The sequence below is a fragment of the Mycobacterium paraseoulense genome, assembly GCF_010731655.1.
Classification (GTDB): Bacteria; Actinomycetota; Actinomycetes; order Mycobacteriales; family Mycobacteriaceae; genus Mycobacterium; species Mycobacterium paraseoulense.
This window is the reverse complement of record NZ_AP022619.1, coordinates 5458025-5477767: the sequence shown is the minus strand read 5'-3', so window position 1 is coordinate 5477767 and position 19743 is coordinate 5458025. Positions and strand designations below refer to the sequence as shown.

Annotated in this window: 19 protein-coding genes; 13 read left to right on the top strand and 6 right to left on the bottom strand. The window is 69.7% G+C overall.

Annotation, left to right across the window (positions count from 1 at the left end; translation table 11 throughout):
- Positions 1–54 precede the first annotated feature (54 nt).
- Genes G6N51_RS25565 through G6N51_RS25545 form a run of 5 tightly spaced genes read left to right on the top strand, consistent with a single transcriptional unit; the run spans position 55 to position 3939 of the window.
- Positions 55–780: a glycosyltransferase gene (locus G6N51_RS25565; RefSeq protein WP_083173383.1), complete on the top strand. Its 726-nt coding sequence runs from the start codon at positions 55–57 to the stop codon at positions 778–780.
- The gene (locus G6N51_RS25560; RefSeq protein ID WP_083173382.1) at positions 777–1718 is read left to right on the top strand and encodes an acyl-CoA dehydrogenase family protein; all 942 of its coding nucleotides are present in this window, start codon (positions 777–779) and stop codon (positions 1716–1718) included. The genes G6N51_RS25565 and G6N51_RS25560 overlap by 4 nt, the downstream gene beginning before the upstream one ends.
- A 7-nt stretch (positions 1719–1725) precedes the next feature.
- Entirely contained in the window at positions 1726–2499 is a 774-nt protein-coding gene (locus tag G6N51_RS25555) for a PIG-L deacetylase family protein (RefSeq protein ID WP_083173437.1), read from the top strand.
- Positions 2496–3122, top strand: coding sequence for an SAM-dependent methyltransferase (locus G6N51_RS25550; RefSeq protein WP_232078480.1), 627 nt, complete (start codon positions 2496–2498; stop codon positions 3120–3122). The genes G6N51_RS25555 and G6N51_RS25550 overlap by 4 nt, the downstream gene beginning before the upstream one ends.
- A 52-nt stretch (positions 3123–3174) precedes the next feature.
- A complete protein-coding gene (locus G6N51_RS25545) occupies positions 3175–3939 on the top strand; it encodes an endonuclease/exonuclease/phosphatase family protein (protein WP_083173381.1) in 765 nt (254 codons plus the stop codon).
- 7 nt (positions 3940–3946) lie between these two features.
- Here G6N51_RS25545 and G6N51_RS25540 read toward each other — a convergent pair whose 3' ends face one another.
- Complete coding sequence (locus tag G6N51_RS25540) at positions 3947–4243, bottom strand: DUF3349 domain-containing protein (protein ID WP_083173380.1); 297 nt, start codon at positions 4241–4243, stop codon at positions 3947–3949.
- A 148-nt stretch (positions 4244–4391) separates the two neighbouring features.
- Positions 4392–4628: a microaggregate-binding protein 1 gene (gene mbp1, locus G6N51_RS25535; RefSeq protein ID WP_083173379.1), complete on the bottom strand. Its 237-nt coding sequence runs from the start codon at positions 4626–4628 to the stop codon at positions 4392–4394.
- Positions 4629–4804: 176 nt separating this feature from the next.
- Between mbp1 and G6N51_RS25530 the strand changes: the two genes are divergently transcribed.
- From G6N51_RS25530 to G6N51_RS25510, 5 genes are all read left to right on the top strand, one after another.
- Positions 4805–5644 carry an SDR family oxidoreductase gene (locus tag G6N51_RS25530; RefSeq protein WP_083173378.1) on the top strand — a complete coding sequence of 280 codons (840 nt, stop codon included), beginning with the start codon at positions 4805–4807 and terminating at the stop codon, positions 5642–5644.
- Between the two features lie 348 nt (positions 5645–5992).
- A complete protein-coding gene (locus G6N51_RS25525; protein WP_083173435.1) occupies positions 5993–6391 on the top strand; it encodes a heme-binding protein in 399 nt (132 codons plus the stop codon).
- Between the two features lie 119 nt (positions 6392–6510).
- Positions 6511–7575, top strand: a complete 1065-nt coding sequence (locus G6N51_RS25520) for a DNA topoisomerase IB (RefSeq protein ID WP_167528602.1) — start codon at positions 6511–6513, stop codon at positions 7573–7575.
- A 297-nt stretch (positions 7576–7872) separates the two neighbouring features.
- The gene (locus tag G6N51_RS25515; RefSeq protein WP_083173376.1) at positions 7873–9666 is read left to right on the top strand and encodes a thiamine pyrophosphate-requiring protein; all 1794 of its coding nucleotides are present in this window, start codon (positions 7873–7875) and stop codon (positions 9664–9666) included.
- A gap of 2 nt (positions 9667–9668) precedes the next feature.
- Positions 9669–12569 (top strand): FAD-binding and (Fe-S)-binding domain-containing protein, encoded by a 2901-nt coding sequence (locus tag G6N51_RS25510; protein WP_232078479.1) that lies wholly within the window; start codon positions 9669–9671, stop codon positions 12567–12569.
- Here the strand turns inward: G6N51_RS25510 and G6N51_RS25505 are convergent.
- Both G6N51_RS25505 and G6N51_RS25500 read right to left on the bottom strand, forming a co-directional pair.
- Positions 12559–13221 carry a UdgX family uracil-DNA binding protein gene (locus tag G6N51_RS25505; protein ID WP_083173374.1) on the bottom strand — a complete coding sequence of 221 codons (663 nt, stop codon included), beginning with the start codon at positions 13219–13221 and terminating at the stop codon, positions 12559–12561. The two genes, G6N51_RS25510 and G6N51_RS25505, sit on opposite strands and share 11 nt — an antisense overlap.
- Positions 13222–13286: 65 nt before the next feature.
- On the bottom strand, positions 13287–13847 hold the full coding sequence (locus G6N51_RS25500) for a hemerythrin domain-containing protein (RefSeq protein ID WP_083173373.1): 561 nt from the start codon (positions 13845–13847) through the stop codon (positions 13287–13289).
- A gap of 145 nt (positions 13848–13992) precedes the next feature.
- On the opposite strand from G6N51_RS25500, the gene G6N51_RS25495 reads away from it, so the two are divergent.
- The 3 genes from G6N51_RS25495 to G6N51_RS25485 are packed head-to-tail and all read left to right on the top strand — an operon-like array spanning position 13993 to position 17076.
- On the top strand, positions 13993–15030 hold the full coding sequence (locus tag G6N51_RS25495; RefSeq protein WP_083173372.1) for a hypothetical protein: 1038 nt from the start codon (positions 13993–13995) through the stop codon (positions 15028–15030).
- Between the two features lie 59 nt (positions 15031–15089).
- Entirely contained in the window at positions 15090–16094 is a 1005-nt protein-coding gene (locus G6N51_RS25490; protein WP_163750827.1) for a sensor domain-containing protein, read from the top strand.
- Positions 16095–16104: 10 nt separating this feature from the next.
- Positions 16105–17076, top strand: a complete 972-nt coding sequence (locus G6N51_RS25485; RefSeq protein WP_083173707.1) for an aldo/keto reductase — start codon at positions 16105–16107, stop codon at positions 17074–17076.
- On the opposite strand, the gene G6N51_RS25480 is transcribed toward G6N51_RS25485, so the two are convergent.
- Together G6N51_RS25480 and G6N51_RS25475 are read right to left on the bottom strand one after the other, a co-directional pair.
- Complete coding sequence (locus G6N51_RS25480) at positions 17073–17831, bottom strand: SDR family oxidoreductase (RefSeq protein WP_083173698.1); 759 nt, start codon at positions 17829–17831, stop codon at positions 17073–17075. The genes G6N51_RS25485 and G6N51_RS25480 overlap by 4 nt on opposite strands.
- A gap of 91 nt (positions 17832–17922) precedes the next feature.
- Positions 17923–19674, bottom strand: coding sequence for a sensor domain-containing diguanylate cyclase (locus G6N51_RS25475; RefSeq protein WP_083173697.1), 1752 nt, complete (start codon positions 19672–19674; stop codon positions 17923–17925).
- Positions 19675–19743: the final 69 nt, after the last annotated feature.

The following is a 19743-nucleotide window of genomic DNA, read 5'->3' as shown; positions in this document are numbered from 1 at the left end:
GTGCGCGATGTCAAGACCGTTTAACGTGCTGCTAATTGGGAAAGTCTTCGGGTTATGTCAGCCGCTTGGCACCGCGCCTATGACGCCGCCGCCATCGTGATCCCCGCCCGCAACGAGCGGGCGAAGCTGCCGATCTGCCTGCGAGCCGCGCTCACCGCAGCCCTGTGCGCACCGATCCCGGTCACCACCGTGGTGGTTCTTGACGACTGCGACGACGGCAGCGCCGAGCTGGCCGGTGAGTACGGGCCCGACGTGCATTTCATCAGCGTCGACGCGCACAGCGTCGGCGCCGCGCGGGCGGTCGGCTTCGGTTACGCGCGGTCGCTGTTCGGCGACGACACCAGGTGCTGGTATGCCACTACCGACGCCGACAGCCGGGTCGACCCCGGCTGGCTCGTGCATCAGCTGGCAGCCGACGCGGACATGGTCCTTGGCGTAGTGCGGGTTACCGATTGGCTCCGTCACGCGGCGACGGTCGTAGATCGCTATCTGCGTTCCTACCAAGGCAATCCGCTAGGTACCGAAGGCGATCACGAACACATTCACGGCGCCAACATGGGTTTCAGCGCGCGGGCGTACTGGCGGGTGGGCGGCTTTCGCGCGCTGGCCTCCGGCGAAGATGTCGACCTGGTGCGGCGATTCGAGGCCGCCGGCTACCGCATCCACCGCGACACCGAATTGTCCGTCATCACGTCGGCGCGAACCCGGGCTCGGGCGCCACAAGGGTTCGCTCACCACCTCAGGCAACTGGGGAGATCGGCGGCGGGTGATTGCGCGTGACGGCGGGATTGGTCAGGCACTGGCTGGAGTCCGGACGACTCGAGCTGCCCCTGCCCGCCTCTGGGCGCACCGCCGAACGCTGGCAACGCCTGGCATCGCTGGCCGAGGAGAACATCGTGGCGGCCAGGGTCGCCGAGGCGCATGTCGACGCGGTCGCGATACTTCACGAACTCGGCGGTAAGCCTCCGGAATCGGGCCAGCTGTGGGGCGTTTGGGCGGCCGAATCCCCCGACGCGGTGCTCACGGCAACCGACACCAACGGCGCGTTCACGCTGACGGGCACGAAGGTGTGGTGTTCGGGCGCCGGGTTTTGCACGCACGCGCTGGTGACCGCCCGCCTGGCAGACGCGACACGGGGCCTCTTCGCCGTCCAGCTGACGGATCCTGCCGTCAAACCGTTGCCCAGCACGTGGTGGAACGCCGGGATGGCCGGCAGCGACACCCGGCCGGTCCAGTTCACCAATGCACACGCCGTCGCCGTGGGCGACCCCGGCGACTATCTGCATCGGCCCGGGTTCTGGCACGGCGCAATCGGTGTCGCCGCCTGTTGGCTCGGCGGCGCCCGCAGGGTTGCCGATCCCCTATATCGTTGCGCCGCAAGCGAATCCGCCGACGCTTACTCGCTGGCACACCTCGGCGCGGTGGACGCCGCGCTGGCGGCCGGCGACGCCATCCTGGCCGCGGCTGCAATGCAGGTCGACTCCGATCCGTTCGACCGCACCGGCACGGCCCAGCTGCTGGCCCGTCGCGTGCGCACCGTCGTGGAACACGCGGTCGACGAAGCCATCACCCGCACCGGCCGCGCGCTGGGGCCGGGCCCGCTCTGCCAGGACGGACGGCACGCCCAGCGGGTCGCCGACCTGAGCATCTACATCCGCCAGAGCCATGCCGAACGGGACCTCGCCGAACTCGGTCGGCTCGCCGGCAGCCGGCATTGAGGGCGCCATGAGAACCGCGCCGATCAGCAACTGCGCCCGGTTCGCGGCCAAACCATTGACCCACGGCGGCACCCCGGCGCCGTTGTGGCTGGCCGCTTTCGAGCGTGGCCCCCTGCCACCACTGGATCTCTCGGGATGCCGTCGCCTTGTCGTCGTGGCGGCTCACCCGGACGACGAGACGCTGGGCCTGGGCGCGATGGTCGCGCAACTGGTCGCGGCGGGCGTCGACGTCCGGGTGGTGTCGGTCAGCGACGGGGGTGCCGCTCAGCCCGGGGCGACGCTGTCCGGCCGGATTCGCCTGGCGACCACTCGCCGATACGAACTACGCAGGGCCGCGGCCGCTTTGGGCGTGGCTCCGCCGATGCGGCTGGGTTTGCCCGACGGTGAGCTGGCCGACCACGAGGATCGGCTCGCCGAGTCGCTCGCGGGAGTCCTGCGGACCGCGGGTCCCGACACCTGGTGTGCCGCCACCTGGCGGGGCGACGGGCATCCCGACCACGAAGCCGTGGGACGGGCCGCCGCGGCGGCATGCGCGCGCACCGGCGTCGCGCTGCTGGAATATCCGGTCTGGATGTGGCACTGGGCGACCCCGGCCGACGCCGCCGTACCCTGGGACCGCGCCCGTGCGGTGCCCGCCACGGGTTGGGCCGTGAACCGCAAACGTCAAGCCGTGCAATGCTATCGGAGCCAACTGCGGCCCGGACGCGGTGAGTCGCCACCGGTATTGCCGCCGTTCGTCCTGCAGCGCTTGCTCGCCGTGGGCGAGGTTGTCTTCCGGTGAGCCCGCGGCTGCCCGATGCCTACTTCGACCAGATGTACGTCGGCACCGACGACCCCTGGCAGCTGTCGACGCGGTGGTATGAACAGCGTAAGTACGCCATCACACTCGCCATGTTGCCCGCCCGCCGCTACCGGCACGCCTTCGAACCGGGCTGCTCGATCGGCACGCTGACCGCGGAGCTGGCGCGCCGCTGTGATCACGTGACGGCCGTCGATGTGGCCGACGCGGCGCTGCGCGGCGCCGACGCCAGGCTGCGGGCGGCCGGCTGCCGGGACCGGGTCACGCTGATCCGCTCGTCCCTGGACGCCGCATGGCCGGCCGGACCCTTCGACCTGCTGGTGCTCAGTGAGGTCGCCTACTACCTGACGGCCGAGACGCTGGCCGCCGCGCTGCGCCGCGAATGCCCCCGGCTGCTACCCGGGGCGACGATCGTCGCCGCGCATTGGCGCCACGACGTGGCCGACTACCCGCTCTCGGGCGACGCGGCCCACGACATCATCGCGCGTACGCCCGGGCTGACGTCGCTGGGCCGTTATCGGGACCCGGACGTCGTCGTCGAGGCGTTCGACACCGGCGACGGGCGGTCGGTGGCGGCGCGCGAGGGGGTGCCCGGGGCGAGCTGACGCGGCGCCCGCCACAGGACTGCCTCAGCGGGAAAGTGGGTAGGAAAACCCTATGCGCGTGGCGACCTTCAACATCCTGCACGGCCGCACCGTCGGCGACGGGGTCAAAGTCGAGCGGCTGCGGGACTGCGTGCGCCGCCTCGATCCCGACGTGCTCAGCTTGCAAGAGGTCGACTGCGACCAGCCGCGGTCGGAACGGGCCGACCTCACCGCGGTGGCCGCCGAAGCCATGGGCGCCGTCGAGCACCGGTTCGTGGCCGCCATCTCCGGCACCCCTGGCGCGACGTGGATGGCCGCCACGGGCCGCGAACAACCCGGGACCGCGGCCTACGGAATCGCGCTGCTGTCCCGATACCCCGTGGCCAGCTGGCAGGTCGTGCGGCTGCCCCGCATCCCGATGCGCTTTCCCATGTACCTGCCCGGTCCCAACCGGGTGATGGTCGTCGACGAAGAACCACGGGCGGCGGTGATCGCGCGGTTGCGCACCCCAATGGGAGCGCTGACGGTCGCGAACACGCACCTGTCCTTCGTGCCCGGCTGGAATCGGCGCCAGCTGCGCCGGTTGGTTCACGACCTGCACGGCTTCCCCGGTCCGCGGCTGCTGACCGGCGATCTCAACATGACGCCCAAGACCGTGCGTCGCTGGTCGGGCATGCGGGCGCTGGCCGCCGCCGCGACGTTTCCCGCGGATGCTCCCGACCGCCAGCTGGATCACATCCTGACCGACGGCCGTCGCCTACGCGGCAGCGCCGTGGTGGCCGAGCCCATGGGAATCTCCGACCATCGGCCGCTGGTCGTCGACCTCGAATGCGCGTGAACCGCGCTCAACCGTGGTGGGGGCCGGCCCATCCCGTCGCGCTCAGCCGGCGCTGCACGCGCCCGATCTCGTCCACCGACGGCAGCTCGTCGGTGACCCTGGTGATTTCCACCCCGACGTCGACGTGGTCGACCGAACGACGCCTGGGCGCAAGCAGTTTCCTGGCAATGGTGGTGATTTCGTCATCGGACACCCGTCGCGGCAGCAGCGCCAGGAGCGGCGTGTAGCCGAGGGCGGGCGCACCGTTGGGGTGACCCGCGCGCAGAAACGCGACAATGCTCGCGACCCGGTCGCTCAGGCTCATCTTCCACCTCGTTCATCCGCCGCGCGACACGCACCGGCCCGCGACCCCAGCCAGGAGTAACCGGGCGTGGCGGTTTGAAACCCCGCCGGTCGGGCGGACTTGGAAGGGGTCCGGCCCCACAGCGGGACCGGACCCCTTCACCGATGACCTACTGGTTTTCCTTCTGGCGCTGTTCGGCGGCCTCCGCACCGGCGCGCGCGGACTCGGCTTCGGCCTCCTTCTTGCCCGCGTCACGCTGGGCGTCGGCCTTGTCCTGCTGGGCCTGACCCTCCTTGACCACATCGTCGCGGCCGAGGATCGTCCCGCCGACCTCCTTGACCTTGCCCTTGACGCCCTCGACGGCGCCCTGGACGGCTTCCTGCGGTCCGCTCTTCTGATCCCCCATGGATCTACCTCCCTTTCGTTGCTGACATCTCGCCCCTACGGCGTTCCCGTCGGTCGACCCGTCAAACGCCCCGGCAGGGTGTGCGCGATCACGGGAAAGCGCCTCGCCAAATCGCGGGAATCGGGCCGTTTGCACCGCAAGCCAGTGGGTAGTGCCTACCGACCAACGAAAGCGGGGTGAGGCGTCTGAGGACCATCGCAGTGATCGGAGCGACCGGGACCGCGGGATCCCGCGTCGTCGCGAGGCTAAAGGCCCGTGACGTCGCGGTCGTCGAGGTTTCCCGCGCACACGGCGTCGACCTGCTGGACGGGGCGGCCCTGTACCGGGCGCTCAAGGGAGTCGACGTGGCCATCGACGTGTCCAACCCGGCGCCGAAAGACGGACAGCAGAACGTCACCCACACCTTGACCACCGCCTCCCGCAACGTCATGGGAGTGTGCGCCGCGCGGGACGTGCGGCGTGTGGTGCTGTCGACGATGGCCTGCATCGACGATCCGGCGTTCGACGGGGTTCCCTACTTCGAGGCCAAACGGGCGGCGAAAGACATCCTGCTCGACGGACCGGTCCCGACCGCGGTGGTGAAGTCCACGCCATGGTACGAATCCGCCGCCGGCCCCACAGGGCCGGTGAATTGTGACGGGAACGAGGTGATCGTCGAGGACTGGTTGGTCCAGCCCATCGCCGCCGACACCGTCGCCGACGTGCTCGTCGAGGCGGCCCTGGGACAGACGTATGCGCCACGGACCATCACCGGTCCGGAGGCCATCCGGCTACCGGAACTGACCTCGAAAATTTTTGCGCGCCAGGGTGATAGCCGCCGGGTACGTGCGGTGAAGCCCGCCATTCCCGCGCTCGCCGCGGGAGCGCTGCTGGCCTCTGAACGAGCGGTGGTGGTCGGTCCCGACATCGACACCTGGCTGCGGTCGCTGCCGCCGGCGAGCGTCGACGGCCACGCGAGGGCCGGCAGCGAGATCGTGAGCGCGTCGCCGCACCGGCCCGATTTTTCCCGCACCTGAGCCGGGCGCGCCCCGGCTCGCCCCTCGTCGACCCCGGTACCGAAGCGCTCCAGCTGATCGGCCCGATAAAGTGCCGCGATGCGCCGATTTCAGGTCACGATTCCGTCACGATGTTGATCACGATTCATTAAGAACCCCGGTGTCCTTCTTAAGGGTTCTCAGCAATGCCGGACGGATTTGATGGTCCACTTAGTGAACGCCTTCGTTCCGTGGCCGTATCGATGGATTTCCCGTCAGCCCGGTCGTCTCGGGCGAACACGGCCACTTTCCATTTCCGCTACTTTGGATTTCGAGGATCGGGAGCCTCTGTCGAAGGACACATTCGCAATTTCGAAGGACACATTGATCATGAAAATCAGCAGTATTGTCGCGCGCCGGCGACTGGCCGGCATCAGCGCCGGCTGCCTGCTCGGGGGAATCACCCTGGGTATCGTCGGCGCGCCGTCGGCGGCCGCGACCCCCGACTGCAGCCCGGGCGGAGTGAACGCCACCGTGTCGTCGGTGCAGGGCTCGGCCGAGCAGTACCTGGCGGCGCACCCGGGCGCCAACCAGGTGGTCACGGCCGCCTACACCCAGCCGCGTCCAGATGCCGCGTCGAACCTGCGGAGCTACTTCACGGCCCATCCGCAGGAGTACTACGACCTGCGGGGCATCCTGGCGCCGATCGGCGACACCGAACGGCAGTGCAACGTCCAAGCCCTGCCGCCGACCCTGGAGTCCGCCTACCAGGAGTTCATGGCCGGCTGAGTTGAGCTGGGAGAGAGGACGACCCGCCACGGCGCCGTGGCGGGTCGTTCCTCTGCAACGTGTGAACCGCTCCCGCGGCGGGTAATTGTCCGGTCAGCGAACGTGACTGGAGGGAAATGATGCGGCTGCGTCGCAGCGTCCTCAGCGACCCGGGCATCGCGCGCAAGCGCCGGGGGAAAGGCTTCGCGTACTACGGGCCCGACGGCGAGCTGCTGTCCGACGCCGAAACCGTGCAGCGGATCAAGGATCTGGTCATTCCGCCGGCCTGGAAAAACGTGTGGATCTCGCCGCATCCCAACGGCCACATTCAGGCCGTCGGCGTGGACGCCGCCGGCCGCCGCCAGTACCTCTACCACACCGCATGGCAGCAGGAACGCGCCGAGGAGAAATTCGACCGCGTCCTGGAACTGTCCACCCGGTTGCCACAGTGGCGCGCCGTCATCGCGAAAGACCTGACGCGCAGCGGGTTGACCCGGAAGCGGGTGCTGGCGCTGGCGCTGCGCCTGCTGGATCGCGGTTACTTCCGCGCCGGGGGCGAGCAGTATGCCGAAGAGCACGAGTCGTATGGACTGGCGACCCTGCTGTGCGAGCACGTCGCGGTCCGCCGCGGGGCGGTCGAATTCGACTTTCCCGCCAAGAGTGGTGTGCGGCGCACCGTGGAGATCGAGGACCCCGAAGTGGTCCGGGCGGTGCGCGCGCTCATGCGCCGCCCAGAGCGTACCGAGCGACTGCTGGTGTGCCGCACCGCATCCGGCTGGGTAGATGTGCGATCCGACGACCTCAACGCCCGGTTCAAGGACCTCGTCGGCGACGAGTACACCGTCAAGGACCTGCGGACCTGGCACGGGACGGTGTTGGCGGCGACGGCGTTCGCCGACGCGGACCCGGCCGTCTCCCGGCGGGTGGCCAAACGCGTCGAGTCCGCCGTGATGAACGTGATGAAAGAGGTCGCCGAGGAGCTGGGCAACACCCCGGCCGTGGCCCGTGGGTCCTACGTCGACCCACGCGTCGTCACCGGGTACGAGCAGGGGCTGACCATCGCCGCGGCGACCCGGCGCGCCGAACGCGCCCGGGACCCCGACCGGGCCCAGGAGATCCTCGACAGGGCCACCCGCATGCTGATTCGGCGAGTGGCCAAGGGCCACAGCGCATCCGGAGCATCGACTCTGGCCGAGAGCGCGTGACCCGAAGCTTCGGCGCCGCCCGGCGACGCGTAGCGCTCGGCGTCAACCCCGGTTGATCGCCGCGGGCAGGTTACTGACAATCCGCTGAGAATCGCCGGGCCACCGCGACAGGCCGAATAACGGCGGCGATCGTGGGTATGCCCGTTGTGTGGGAAGCGCTTCAGCCCCCCATTCAGGCTGCGGTCGAAACAGACGGCCGTGGGCTTTCGCAGCAAACTGCACGCCCCCGCGGCCACCGCGTCGGCCGGCGTAGGTAGCGAATCGTCATCGAGAGTTGTCTGTCGAGGAGGAACACCAATGGCCAAGCAAGAGGTCTCGGACTATCTACTGGAGCGATTGCGGGCATGGGGCGTCGAGCACGTCTTCGCCTTCCCGGGCGACGGCATCAACGGTATCCTCGCCGCGTTCGGCCGAGCCGACAACAAGCCCATGTTCATCCAGTCGCGGCACGAGGAGATGAGCGCCTTCGAGGCCGTCGGTTACGCGAAGTTCACCGATCGCGTCGGAGTATGCATGGCCACCTCGGGCCCGGGGGCGATCCATCTGCTCAACGGCCTCTATGACGCGAAGCTCGACCACGTCCCGGTGGTGGCCATCGTCGGGCAGACCAACCGCAGCGCTATGGGCGGCTCCTACCAGCAGGAGGTCGACCTGCTGACGTTGTTCAAAGACGTCGCGAGCGACTACGTCCAAATGGTCACCGTGCCAGAGCAATTGCCCAACGTCTTGGACCGCGCCATCCGGGTGGCGATCGCTCAGCGCGCGCCGACGGCGATCATCATCCCTTCGGATGTGCAGGAATTGGAGTATTCGCCGCCCACGCACGCGTTCAAGATGGTGCCCTCCAGCCTGGGCATCGAGTGGCCGGCGGTGGACCCCGATGACGCGGCTGTCAGGCGCGCGGCCGACGTGCTCAACGCGGGCAAGAAGGTCGCCATGCTGGTCGGCAACGGCGCGAGCGGGGCTCGCGACGAGCTGATCGAGGTCGCCGACCTGCTCGGCGCCGGGGCGGCGAAGGCGTTGCTGGGCAAGGACGTGTTGAGCGACGAATTGCCTTGGGTCACCGGTTCTATCGGACTGCTGGGGACGCGGCCGAGCTATGAGCTGATGCGGGACTGCGACACGCTGCTCACGGTAGGATCCAGCTTCCCCTACACGCAGTTCCTACCGGAGTTCGATCAATGCCGCGCGGTGCAGATCGACATCGACGCCCGCTTCATCGGCATGCGTTATCCCTATGAGGTCAACCTGGTTTCCGACGCGAAGTCCGCACTGCGGGCCCTGATCCCGCACCTGCGTCGTAAAGACGACCGCAAGTGGCGCGAGACGGTCGAATCCAACGTGTCCCGCTGGTGGGAAACGATGGAGAAGGAGGCGAAGGTCAGCGCCGACCCGATCAACCCGATGCGAATGTTCTCCGAACTATCCCCGATGCTGCCGGACGACGCGATCGTCACCGCCGATTCGGGCTCAGCGGCCAACTGGTATGCGCGCCAGCTCAAGTTCCGCGGCAACATGCGCGGCTCGCTGTCGGGGACGCTGGCCACGATGGGCCCTGGGGTTCCCTACGCGATCGGCGCCAAGTTCGCTCACCCGCGGCGCCCGGTCATCGCGTTCGTGGGTGACGGCGCCATGCAAATGAACGGCATGGCGGAACTGATCACCATCAAGCGGTACTGGCAGGAATGGGGCGATCCGCGCCTGATCGTGGCGATCCTGCACAACAACGACCTCAACCAGGTCACCTGGGAGATGCGCGCGATGGCTGGCTCGCCGAAATTCGCCGAGTCCCAAAATCTTCCGGATGTGGACTTCGCGGCGTTCGCCGCCAGCCTTGGCCTCAACGCGATGGCCATCAAGGACCCCGACGAACTCGGGGGGGCGTGGCGCAACGCCTTGTCGGCCGACCGTCCCACCGTGCTCGACGTCTTCACCGACCCCGACATGCCGCCCATTCCGCCGCACGCCACCTGGGACCAGTTCAAGTCGGCCACAGCCGCCGTGCTGGGCGGCGACGAGGACCGCGTCGGCTTCGTCAAGGTCGGCCTCAAAACCAAGGCGCAGGAGTTCATGCCGCACAAGAGGGGGTGACGGTGACCCGACCGGAGCGAACACCCACGTTGTTCGAGGCGGTGGCCGCCGACCTGCGTGACCACGTGGACGGCGAAATCCGATTCGATCCCGGGTCGCGCGCGACCTACTCCACCGATGCATCCAACTACCGCCAGGTGCCCATCGGCGTGGTCGTTCCGCGCACCCCACAGGCCGCGGCCGACGCCATCGACGTCTGCCGCCGCCACGACGTGCCGGTGTTGTCGCGAGGCGGCGGCACCAGCCTGGCCGGGCAGTCCTGCAACGCGGCGGTGGTCGTCGACTGGAGCAAGTACTGCACCCGTATCGAATCGGTCGACCCGCAAGCCGGTGTCGCCGTGGTAGAACCCGGCATCAAGCTCGACGCGCTCAACGACCGGCTGGAGCCCTCGGGCTGGATGGTGGGGCCCAAACCGTCGACCCACGTCAGCTGCACGATCGGCGGCATGATCGGGAACAACTCCTGCGGTTCGACGGCGCAGGCGTACGGCAAGATGGTCGATTCGGTCCGCCGGCTCGAGGTGCTGACCTACGACGGGCTGCGCATGTGGGTGGGGCCGACCGGCGACGACGCACTCGCCGGGATCCTCGACGGCGGCGGGCGGCGGGCCGAAATCTATCGCGGCCTGAAGTCGCTGGCCGACCGCTACGGCGACGACGTCCGCTCGGCCTATCCGCAGATCCCGCGCCGGGTTTCGGGCTACAACCTCGATTCCCTGTTGCCCGAGAACGGGTTTGACGTCGCCAGGGCGCTGGTCGGATCCGAGAGCACACTCGTCACCGTGCTGCGCGCCGAATTGACGCTGGTGCGGATCCCGAAGGCCAGCGCGCTGGCGGTCCTGGGATTCGACGACATCGCCTCGGCCGCCGACGCCGTGCCCGCCATCCTCGAGCACCAGCCGGCGGCGCTCGAGGGCCTGGATCACCGCCTGGTCGAGCTCGAGCACTCGCGGCGGCTGGCCGAGAAGGCCCTGCGCCAACTGCCCGACGGCAGGGCCTGGCTGATGGTCCAGCTCGACGGTGACGACCAGGACGAGGCCGACCGCAAGGCCAACGCGATGATCGGCGCGCTGCGCAAACATGCCCAGGCCAGCGCGATCGTGGTCGACGACCCCGCCCGTAAGAAGGAAGTGTGGGCGGCGCGGGAAGCCGGCCTGGGCGCCACCGCCTACCCGCCCGACGGGCCAGAGACCCACGAGGGCTGGGAAGACGCGGCGGTGCCCCCAGACCGGCTGGGTGATTACCTGCGCGACTTTCACAAGCTTCTCGACCGCTACGACTACGGAACCGCCTCCCTGTACGGCCATTTCGGCCAGGGTTGCGTGCACACCCGGATCCCGTTCAACCTGCGCACGGCCGAGGGGGTGGCCAGGTTTCGCTCCTTCGTCGAGGATTCGGCGCGGCTGGTCGTGCAGTACGGCGGCTCGCTGTCCGGCGAGCACGGCGACGGCCAGGCCCGCGGCGAGTTGTTGCCGATCATGTTCGGCGACCGTGTCGTCGACGCCTTCGAACGGCTCAAAGCCCTCTTCGACCCGAACAACCGGATGAACCCCGGAAAGATCGTGCACCCCTACAAACTCGACGAGAACCTGCGGCAGGGAGTGCACTACCGCCCGGCCGAACCGCACACGCTGTTCGCCTATCCCCACGACGACCACCGGTTCTCGCGCGCCGCAGCGCGCTGCGTGGGCATCGGCAAGTGCCGCGGGCACGAATCGGGGGTGATGTGCCCCAGCTACCGGGCGACCGAGGAGGAAGAGCACTCGACCCGGGGGCGCGCGCGGTTGCTGTTCGAGATGGTCGAGGGCGATGTCATCACCGACGGCTGGCGGTCGACCGAGGTCCGCGACGCGCTTGATCTCTGCCTGGCGTGCAAGGGATGTCGCAGCGACTGTCCCGTCAACGTCGACATGGCCACCTATAAGGCCGAGTTTCTGTTTCATCACTATCGGCGGCGCTTGCGCCCGATGGCGCACTACTCGATGGGCTGGATCCCGCTGTGGGCGCGGCTCGCGGCCGCGGCGCCGCGCGCGCTCAACGCCGTGACTCACGCGCGCGGACTGTCCACGCTGATCAAGAAGGCGGGCGGTGTCGATACCCGGCGTGAACTACCCCAATTCGCCGGGCAGCGATTCACCAGTTGGTTCGCCGGCCGCCCGGCGCGGGCCGTCGAGCCGACGCGGGCGCGGGTGCTGCTCTGGCCGGACACGTTCGTCAACAACTTCGAGCCCGAAATCGGCCGCGCGGCCGTCGCTGTGCTGGAGTCGGCCGGCTTCGCCGTCCAGGTGCCACGCACCACGGTGTGCTGCGGGCTCACCTGGATCTCCACCGGACAGCTCCGCACCGCCAAACGGGTGCTGCGCCGGACGCTTTCGGTGCTGAGCCCGGCGCTGCGGGCGGGTACCCCCGTCGTGGTGCTCGAGCCGAGTTGCGCCGCGGTCTTCCGATCCGACCTGCCGGAACTGCTCTACGGTGACGAGGACGCACAGCGCCTGGCCGACCTGACGCACACGCTGGGTGACCTGCTGGCAAGCCAGGCGCCCGACTGGGAGCCGCCCCCGATCGGCGCCAGTGCCTTGGTCCAGCAGCACTGCCATCAACACGCGCTGCTGGGCTACAGTCACGAGCGGCAGTTGCTCGCCGACGCGGGGGTGAACACCGACCTGCTCGACGCGGGATGTTGCGGCCTCGCAGGCAATTTCGGATTCGAGAAGGGCCACTACGACGTGTCGGTGGCATGCGCCGAAGACAAGCTGATGCCGGCGCTTCGCCAGGCGGACCCCGATGCACTGGTGCTGGCGGACGGCTTCAGTTGTCGCACCCAGATCCGCGAACTCGCGACCGATCGCAGGCCGATGCATATCGCCCAGGTCCTCGCGGGTGCGCTGCCGGTCAGCCGTTAGCCACGATCACGGAACGCGCGTTGCGCAGGTCGTCGACGAAAAGCCGGTAGGCCTCGTCGTGCCGATCGCTGCGGTCGCGCAACACCGCCGACGGATGAACCGTCGCCACCACGATCGGTTCCGGCTCCACGTCCACGACGGACGAGGGCGGCCGCACTTGCCGGCCCCGCTGCGCGGAGACCCGAAAGGCCGTTCCCAGAAGGGATTGCGCGGCGGTCGCGCCGAGACACACGATGACTTGGGGCCGCACCGCCTCGATCTCGGCGATGAGCCAGGGCCGGCAGGCGACCACCTCGGTGCGGCCGGGCTTTTGGTGGATCCGCCGCTTGCCGCCCTTGCGGGTGAACTTGAAGTGCTTGACCGCGTTGGTCTCATACGTCGACGCCGGATCGATGCCGGCGTCTTCGAGGGCCCGGGCGAGCAGCCGGCCGGCCGGCCCGACGAACGGCTTCCCCGCGCGGTCCTCCTGGTCGCCCGGCTGCTCACCCACCAGCATGATGGGTGCGCCCCGGTCGCCGCGGCCGAACACCGTCTGGGTGGCATCGGCGAAAATCGGGCAGCCGCGGCAACATTCGGCCGCCGCCCGCAGCGAATCCAGCCCCCGCTCCTCGGGCAGGTAGCGGGCGGCGCCTGGAGCTTTGGTCGCGGTCACGGTGTTCGCCCAGAGCCGGGGCGGGGTGTCCCGCTCTGCTCGAGCGAGGCACCCCGTGAGGGTTCCTAGCCCTTGCCGACGATGGCGTCGCGGGCCCGGTCCAGCATCGCCGCGAACGGTCCGGCGGCCAGGTTGGCCGCCTGCGACTCGACGCCGGCGTGCGGGCGGGTCGGCGCGATCGCCTCGGCAAGCTTGGCCGCGCGGCCCATCCGTTCGAGTTCCTCGTCGCTCAATTCCTGCCCGAGCTTGGCGAATTCGTCGTGCTCCTCGTGCTCGGCATGCTCGAGGACCGCGTCACGCAGTTTCGTCAGCAGGCGGGTGAACTCCTCGCTGTCGACGTCGAGCTTCTCCAGCTTCTGCAGGACCGTCTTGGCCTCATGCTCTTCGTGCAGTCGCTCGTCGACCACCGCGGACCCGTCGGAGAGCTTCCGCTTGGCCCGCGGGTGCACGATCTCCTCTTCGGCCGTTTCGTGGACGGCCAGCAGTCGCCGGAGTTTTACGAACGCCTTCTCGCGTTCTTTCCCCGACGCCGCCAGCGTTTCGGCGAACAACGCTTTGATCTGCTGGTGTTGACTGACGAGAAAGTCGACCACATCGGTGGGCGACGTGATGGCGCTCTGAGCCATGGTGTCCTTCCCATCTCTGGTTCGCGCGCGGGCTGTTGCGCGCTTTCTTTCGGCTACCCGACGAAATCCGCCGCCAAACGGTACGGCCGCCCACCGGTGGGTAGTTCTCACCAGGTCGCGAGAAGTTCCGAGAAGGAGGAGACGCATGGGCACGGGTGTCCGCGCCAAGGCGGCGATCCTCGGCGCGCTGGCCGTGACGGCCGGTTGCGCCGCGCCGGGCGCGTCGCTGGAAAGCGCACCAGATGTGGTGCTGTGGTCGGTCGCGGCGCCCTTGCGCGCGCCGGTGTGGTCGTATCACTCCCACGTCCTCGTCGCGCTCACCGAAGACCACCGCCTGGCCGAGGTGGCCGCCGGTGACCGCCCGGGCGAGGCCACGACGCGGTTGTCGGCGCCCATGGCGGTCGGACGCAACCTGCAGATCAGCCAGAAGGACGATCGCATGGTGTTCGTGCCCCAGCCCGACCGCGGCCGCGTCGCCGAGGTCGACCTCGAAAGTCTGCGCCAGGTCGGCGATTTCGACGCCGGACCCGCCCCCGCGTATCTAGCCGAGGACGCCGGATTGCGGACGCTGCTCGCGCTGTCGTCGGATGGAACGTCCGTGACGCCGGTGGACCAGTACGGCTTCCGGAAGTTGCCCACCGCACCGATCGCCGGTGATCCCGCCGACAGCATCGACGGCGCCAACCGCGGCCGCGAGATCGAATACCACGTCTACGCGCCATCCGGAATCCGCCACTACCAAGGGACTTCGTCACCCGCGGAAGAGCGCGGCTCGCTGAACATGGATGTGGCGGTGTCGGCGGGCGACGGCACCGCGGTGACGCGCAGCTACGTGGCCGGCCACGACGACAGCACGCTGTACGCCGTGGACTCGCGCCGCGGCGGTGACGGCCTGACGGTGCTGGCCAGCACCCGGCTGCCGTCGCCGATCCGCGAACTGGGCACCGACGACACCAGAATCTACGCCGCCACGGACCACGAGGTGGTGGTGCTCGAGACGGCGAGCTTCACCGGCTTCCCGACGCGGACGATCCCCGTGATCCGCGTCATCGGCTACCGGGCGGGATTGCCGCCGGCGGCCCGATCGGCGGCCTTGTCCGGCATGGCGATTGGGCCCCATCGGGTGTACCTGACCTTGGCGGATACGCCGTATGTGGTCAGCGTCGCCAAACCGCGCCTGTGACGCATCGCCGGATCGTCGGCTACATTGCGGGCAGGTGCGGCCGGTAAGGAGGCGCTGGCGTGACCGACCCGCAGGACTCGTATTGGCAGAACCCGTACACGTACGACCCGCTGGGCCGGCTCCCGCCCGCCCCGCCCCCGGTGGAACCGCCGGTGTTCACGCCGCCGCCCGCACCGCCCCACCGGCAGCCCGTCAACGTGTTGGCGACGCTGTCGCTGGTGTTCGCGTTCGTGTTCGCCCCGGTCGGGGCGATCCTGGGGCACGCCGGGCTGGCGCAGATCCGGCGCACCGGCGAGCTCGGTCGGGACCGTGCGCGGGCGGGCTTGGCGTTGTCGTATGCGTTCATCGCCGTCGCCGTCGTCGCCCTGGTCGCGTGGGCGACCCTGGGCGGCGCCCCGTCCACCCGGACCGCCGCGCCCACGACGACCTCGACGAGCGCGGCGTCCCCGGCGGGCCCGGGCCCGGTCGCGCCCGGCGCCCTGGCGGCGCTGCTGCCCGGCGCCGACGCCCTGAAGAACATCACGACCGACCAGAACCTCGAGGCCGGCCAGACGTGGGACAACCCGGGGGGCGTCAGCGCGGGAGGGGCTATCGACCGGCCCGAATGCTGGGGCAGCATCGCGCCCGGGACGCCGGACGCCTATACCGGCGACGGGCTGGCCGGATACCACGCGGCGGAGTTCCGCGACTCGCGCAGCTTCCTCAAGTCGACCCAGGTCATCCAGGCGGTGGTGGCCTTCCGTGACCCGGCGGCGGCCCAGTCGCAGCTGGCGGCGCTGCTGGCGGGATGGCGTCGATGTGGCGGCCTGACCGTGACCCTGACACCACCCAACGGGGAGGGGCTCCAGTTTGCGGTCGGCGCGCCCGCCGATGCCGGCAACGGCATCACCACGTTGGACCTGACGCCCAGGGGCCTGCAGATCCGCTCGGCCCGCGCGATCGCCGCCAAGGCCAACGTCATCGTCGACCTGATGGTCTCCTGCAGCGGCACGACCGACGCCGAGCAGCCGCGGCTGGCCGGCGTGGGCATCGCCACCTACGTGCTGGGAAAGATCCCTGGCTAAGGTGGGGCGCATGAAGTATCTCGACGTGGACGGAGTGGGACGGGTCAGCCGGATCGGCTTGGGCACCTGGCAGTTCGGGTCACGGGAATGGGGCTACGGGGAGGGCTACGCCTCGGGCGCCGCGCGTGACATCGTGCGCCGCTCCCTCGCCCTGGGGGTGACGCTGTTCGACACCGCCGAGGTGTACGGGCTGGGCAAGAGCGAGCGGATCCTCGGCGAGGCGCTCGGTGACGAGCGCGCCGACGTCGCGGTGGCCAGCAAGATCATGCCGGTCGCGCCGTTCCCCGCAGTGGTCAAGCAGCGCGAGCGCGCCAGCGCGCGGCGGCTGGGCCTCGACCGCATCCCGCTCTACCAGATTCACCAGTCCAACCCGCTGGTCCCCGACACGGTGATCATGCCGGGCATGCGCGACCTGCTCGACGGCGGCAAGATCGGCGCGGTCGGCGTCTCCAACTACTCGCTCGCGCGCTGGCAGAAGGCCGACGCAGCGCTCGGCCGGCCGGTCGTCAGCAATCAGGTCCACTTCTCGCTCGCCCACGCCGGGCCGCTGGAGGACCTGGTGCCCTTCGCAGAGAGGGAGAACCGCATCGTGATCGCCTACAGCCCGCTCGAGCAGGGGCTGCTGGGCGGCAAATACGGCCTCGACAACCGCCCCGGCGGTGTGCGGGCGCTGAACTCGCTGTTCGGCACCGAGAACCTGCGCCGGGTCGAGCCGCTGTTGCAGACGCTGCGCGACGTGGCGACCACGGTCGGCGCCAAGCCGGCTCAGGTGGCGCTGGCCTGGCTGATCAGTTATCCAGGTGTCGTCGCCATCCCCGGCGCGTCGAGCGTCGAGCAACTGGAATTCAACGTCGCCGCCGCCGACATCGAACTGCCCCCGGACGCCCGCGAGGCACTCACCGGGGCGGCCCGCGCCTTCCGGCCGGTCTCGGCCGGGCGCTTCCTGACCGACCTGGCCCGCGAGAAGCTGGGCCGGAGTTAGGACTCCGCGAACGCGGCGGGGCTGGCGGGCGCTCCCCTGGCCACCACGACCGGCATCGAGGTCGCGGCGTTGGTCCGCAGGATGGTGTGCACCACGTCGATGAGGTCCTCGACCGGCATCAGCTTGCCGGGCATGCAGCCGCGGGAGGCCCACAGCGGGACGGCCTTCATGGCGAGGTCCATGTCCCAGCCGATGTTCATTCCCGTCGCCGCGTCCCCCTCGCCGCCCGGGCATTCGCCGACGATGAGGGTGGTGAAGCCGATGTCGGGGTGTTCGGCCCGCCACGCGTCGACCATTCTCTCCAGGGCCGCCTTGCTGACGCCGTAGGCGCCCAGGCCCGGCCACGGCGGCCCGAACGTGCCGGCGTCGGAGGACAGGTAGACCGCCTTGCCCGCGGAGACCGTCAGGTGGGGCACCGCCGCGGCCGTTACGAGCGCCGCGCCGATCACGTTGGTGTCGAAGATGCGCCGCCACGCGGCGGCGTCGGTGTCGACCATGCGGACCAGCGGCCCGACGGCGGGGGTGTAGACGATGTTGTCGATGCCGCCCAGGGCGTCGGCGGCGGCGGCGATCGCCGACCGGCACGACGCCTCGTCGGTGACGTCGCATTCGATGGCGATCGCGCCCCGGCCGGCCTCCTTGGCCGCCGCCTCGATGCGTTCGCGGCGCCGGGCCAACAGGGCGACCTGGTCGCCGCGCTGGGCGAGACCGATCCCGATACAACGACCCAGCCCGCTCGAGGCGCCCACCACCACTGTCCTTGACATATTTGCCCTCTCTTGTAACGAGCTGCCGTCGGCAAGAACCTACCGGATCTCGTGCATCGCGGGGCGAAAGGTCGGCCGCTCAATTCCGGACGACGGTGTTCCGGTCCCCGAACTTGGCCTGGTACATGGCCGCGTCCGCCCTGGCGGTGACCGTGTCGACGGAGTCGCCGGGAAGGGCGAGGGTGGCGCCGATGCTCAGGGTGGCGGAGAACGTCTTGCCGGAGACCTGGATCGGTTGGGCGGCGCGGCAGCGAATCTTCTCGGCGATCTGGGTGAGCTCGTCGATGCTGTGCACGCCGGGCAGCAGGACCAGCATTTCGTCGCCCCCTGTCCGGCCGACGGTGTCCCCGCGGCGGACGCCCTCCCGAACCCGCTCCGCCAGAGTCGCCAACACGAGGTCCCCGATGCCGTGACCCCAGGTGTCGTTGATTTCCTTGAAATGGTCGACGTCGCAGAACAAGACGCCGACATACGTTCCCGGCGGCTGCGCTTGCTCCAGCGCGGCGGCCAGCCGGCCGATCGCCTCGGCCCGGTTGACCAAGCCGGTCAGGGTGTCGAACCGGGCCAGCCGTTCGAGTCGTTGCTCGACCTCTACCTGATCGTCCACGATGCGCAGCGCGGCGATGAGACCATCGGTCCGGCCGTCGGCGTCGACATAGGGCTTCCCGTGGCCATCGACCCAGCGGAAGCTGCCGTCGGCGGAGCGGATCCGGAACCGCTGCAGCACCGATTCACCGCCGGCGATCCGCTGCAGGGCCGCCACGATTGCGTCGCGGTCGTCGCGGTGGATCTGGCGACTGAATCGCGCGCCGGTCCATCGTTCGGGTGGTCCGCCGAACGCGGCCTCCACCGACGGCGAGATCCATGCGACGTCGGCCCCGCGAAGGTGGACGATGACGTCCACCGCGTTGTCGGCGAGGATGCGGTACCGCGCCTCGGCGTCCGCGCGCTGCTTGCTGACCAGCTCCTTCTCGATCAGCAGTCGTTGCTCGTTCTGGATGAACGCAAAGGTGATGACCCCGACGAGGAGGGTGCCCAGCAGGATCGAGAAGGTCCAATCGGCTTGCTCGCCCAGCCCGAGCCGCGTGAAGATCGGCCGCGACACCGCGACGACGACCGGAAGCGCGGCGAGCAGGGCCGCCAACCGCAGCAGCGACGCCTTGTCGGGCCGGGCGAGCAGCCAGGCGACCGGAAAGCGGTCGGGGCGTGCCAGCGTCGTCGCGGCGGCCAGCAGCAACAGGGCCAGCGCCGTCATGAGCGCCTGACCGGTCCCGGGCGAGTAGCCCACCAGCGCCAAGGCGTTGAACAGGTAGGCCCCGACCGTGACGAAGGGGATGGCCCCGCCGGCCGCCATGCACGCGGGCCAGACCACGCGGGTCCACCGATCCACCCGTATCAGGCCGGCGGCCGCCGCCAGGAACAGCACCGACACGCACGTCTGCGGGCTCGGGCGTCCCGGCCACGCCTGTTGCGATGTGCGAACCGCGTCGCCGAACCACATCAGGTCCAGGCCGGGCAGGCCGTGAGTGGCGTACTCCAGGAGGGTGATGGCGGCCAGGGCGGCCACAAGCACGGCCAGGCCGCGACCGGCCCACACGCGCCACCGCGGGGGGTGACCCGACTGCGCCAGGATCGCCGCACCGAGCGCCACCAGCCACAGACCGGTCCACGGCATCATCTGCGGCCAGGTCGGATAGACCCGCGTCAGCGGGTCTATCCCGGCCGCCCAGCCCACCCAGGTCGTTGCGGCAATGGCAAACGACACCAGCAGCGCGATGCGCCTGCACCAGGCCACGTCTTTCAGGCACGCGTCGGGGCCGGCGCTGTCCATCGGCTGCCCCTTCCTCCCCCACGGCGGCGCACCCGACAGTGTGCGCGCACGGGCGACCCGAGTCTGAGG

Coding starts and splice junctions, on each gene's coding strand:
- G6N51_RS25565 (WP_083173383.1), top strand. CDS start 55: ATGTCAGCCGCTTGGCACCGCGCCTATGACGCCGCCGCCATCGTGATC.
- G6N51_RS25555 (WP_083173437.1), top strand. CDS start 1,726: ATGAGAACCGCGCCGATCAGCAACTGCGCCCGGTTCGCGGCCAAACCA.
- G6N51_RS25545 (WP_083173381.1), top strand. CDS start 3,175: ATGCGCGTGGCGACCTTCAACATCCTGCACGGCCGCACCGTCGGCGAC.
- G6N51_RS25540 (WP_083173380.1), bottom strand. CDS start 4,243: ATGAGCCTGAGCGACCGGGTCGCGAGCATTGTCGCGTTTCTGCGCGCG.
- mbp1 (WP_083173379.1), bottom strand. CDS start 4,628: ATGGGGGATCAGAAGAGCGGACCGCAGGAAGCCGTCCAGGGCGCCGTC.
- G6N51_RS25525 (WP_083173435.1), top strand. CDS start 5,993: ATGAAAATCAGCAGTATTGTCGCGCGCCGGCGACTGGCCGGCATCAGC.
- G6N51_RS25520 (WP_167528602.1), top strand. CDS start 6,511: ATGCGGCTGCGTCGCAGCGTCCTCAGCGACCCGGGCATCGCGCGCAAG.
- G6N51_RS25515 (WP_083173376.1), top strand. CDS start 7,873: ATGGCCAAGCAAGAGGTCTCGGACTATCTACTGGAGCGATTGCGGGCA.
- G6N51_RS25500 (WP_083173373.1), bottom strand. CDS start 13,847: ATGGCTCAGAGCGCCATCACGTCGCCCACCGATGTGGTCGACTTTCTC.
- G6N51_RS25495 (WP_083173372.1), top strand. CDS start 13,993: ATGGGCACGGGTGTCCGCGCCAAGGCGGCGATCCTCGGCGCGCTGGCC.
- G6N51_RS25485 (WP_083173707.1), top strand. CDS start 16,105: ATGAAGTATCTCGACGTGGACGGAGTGGGACGGGTCAGCCGGATCGGC.
- G6N51_RS25475 (WP_083173697.1), bottom strand. CDS start 19,674: ATGGACAGCGCCGGCCCCGACGCGTGCCTGAAAGACGTGGCCTGGTGC.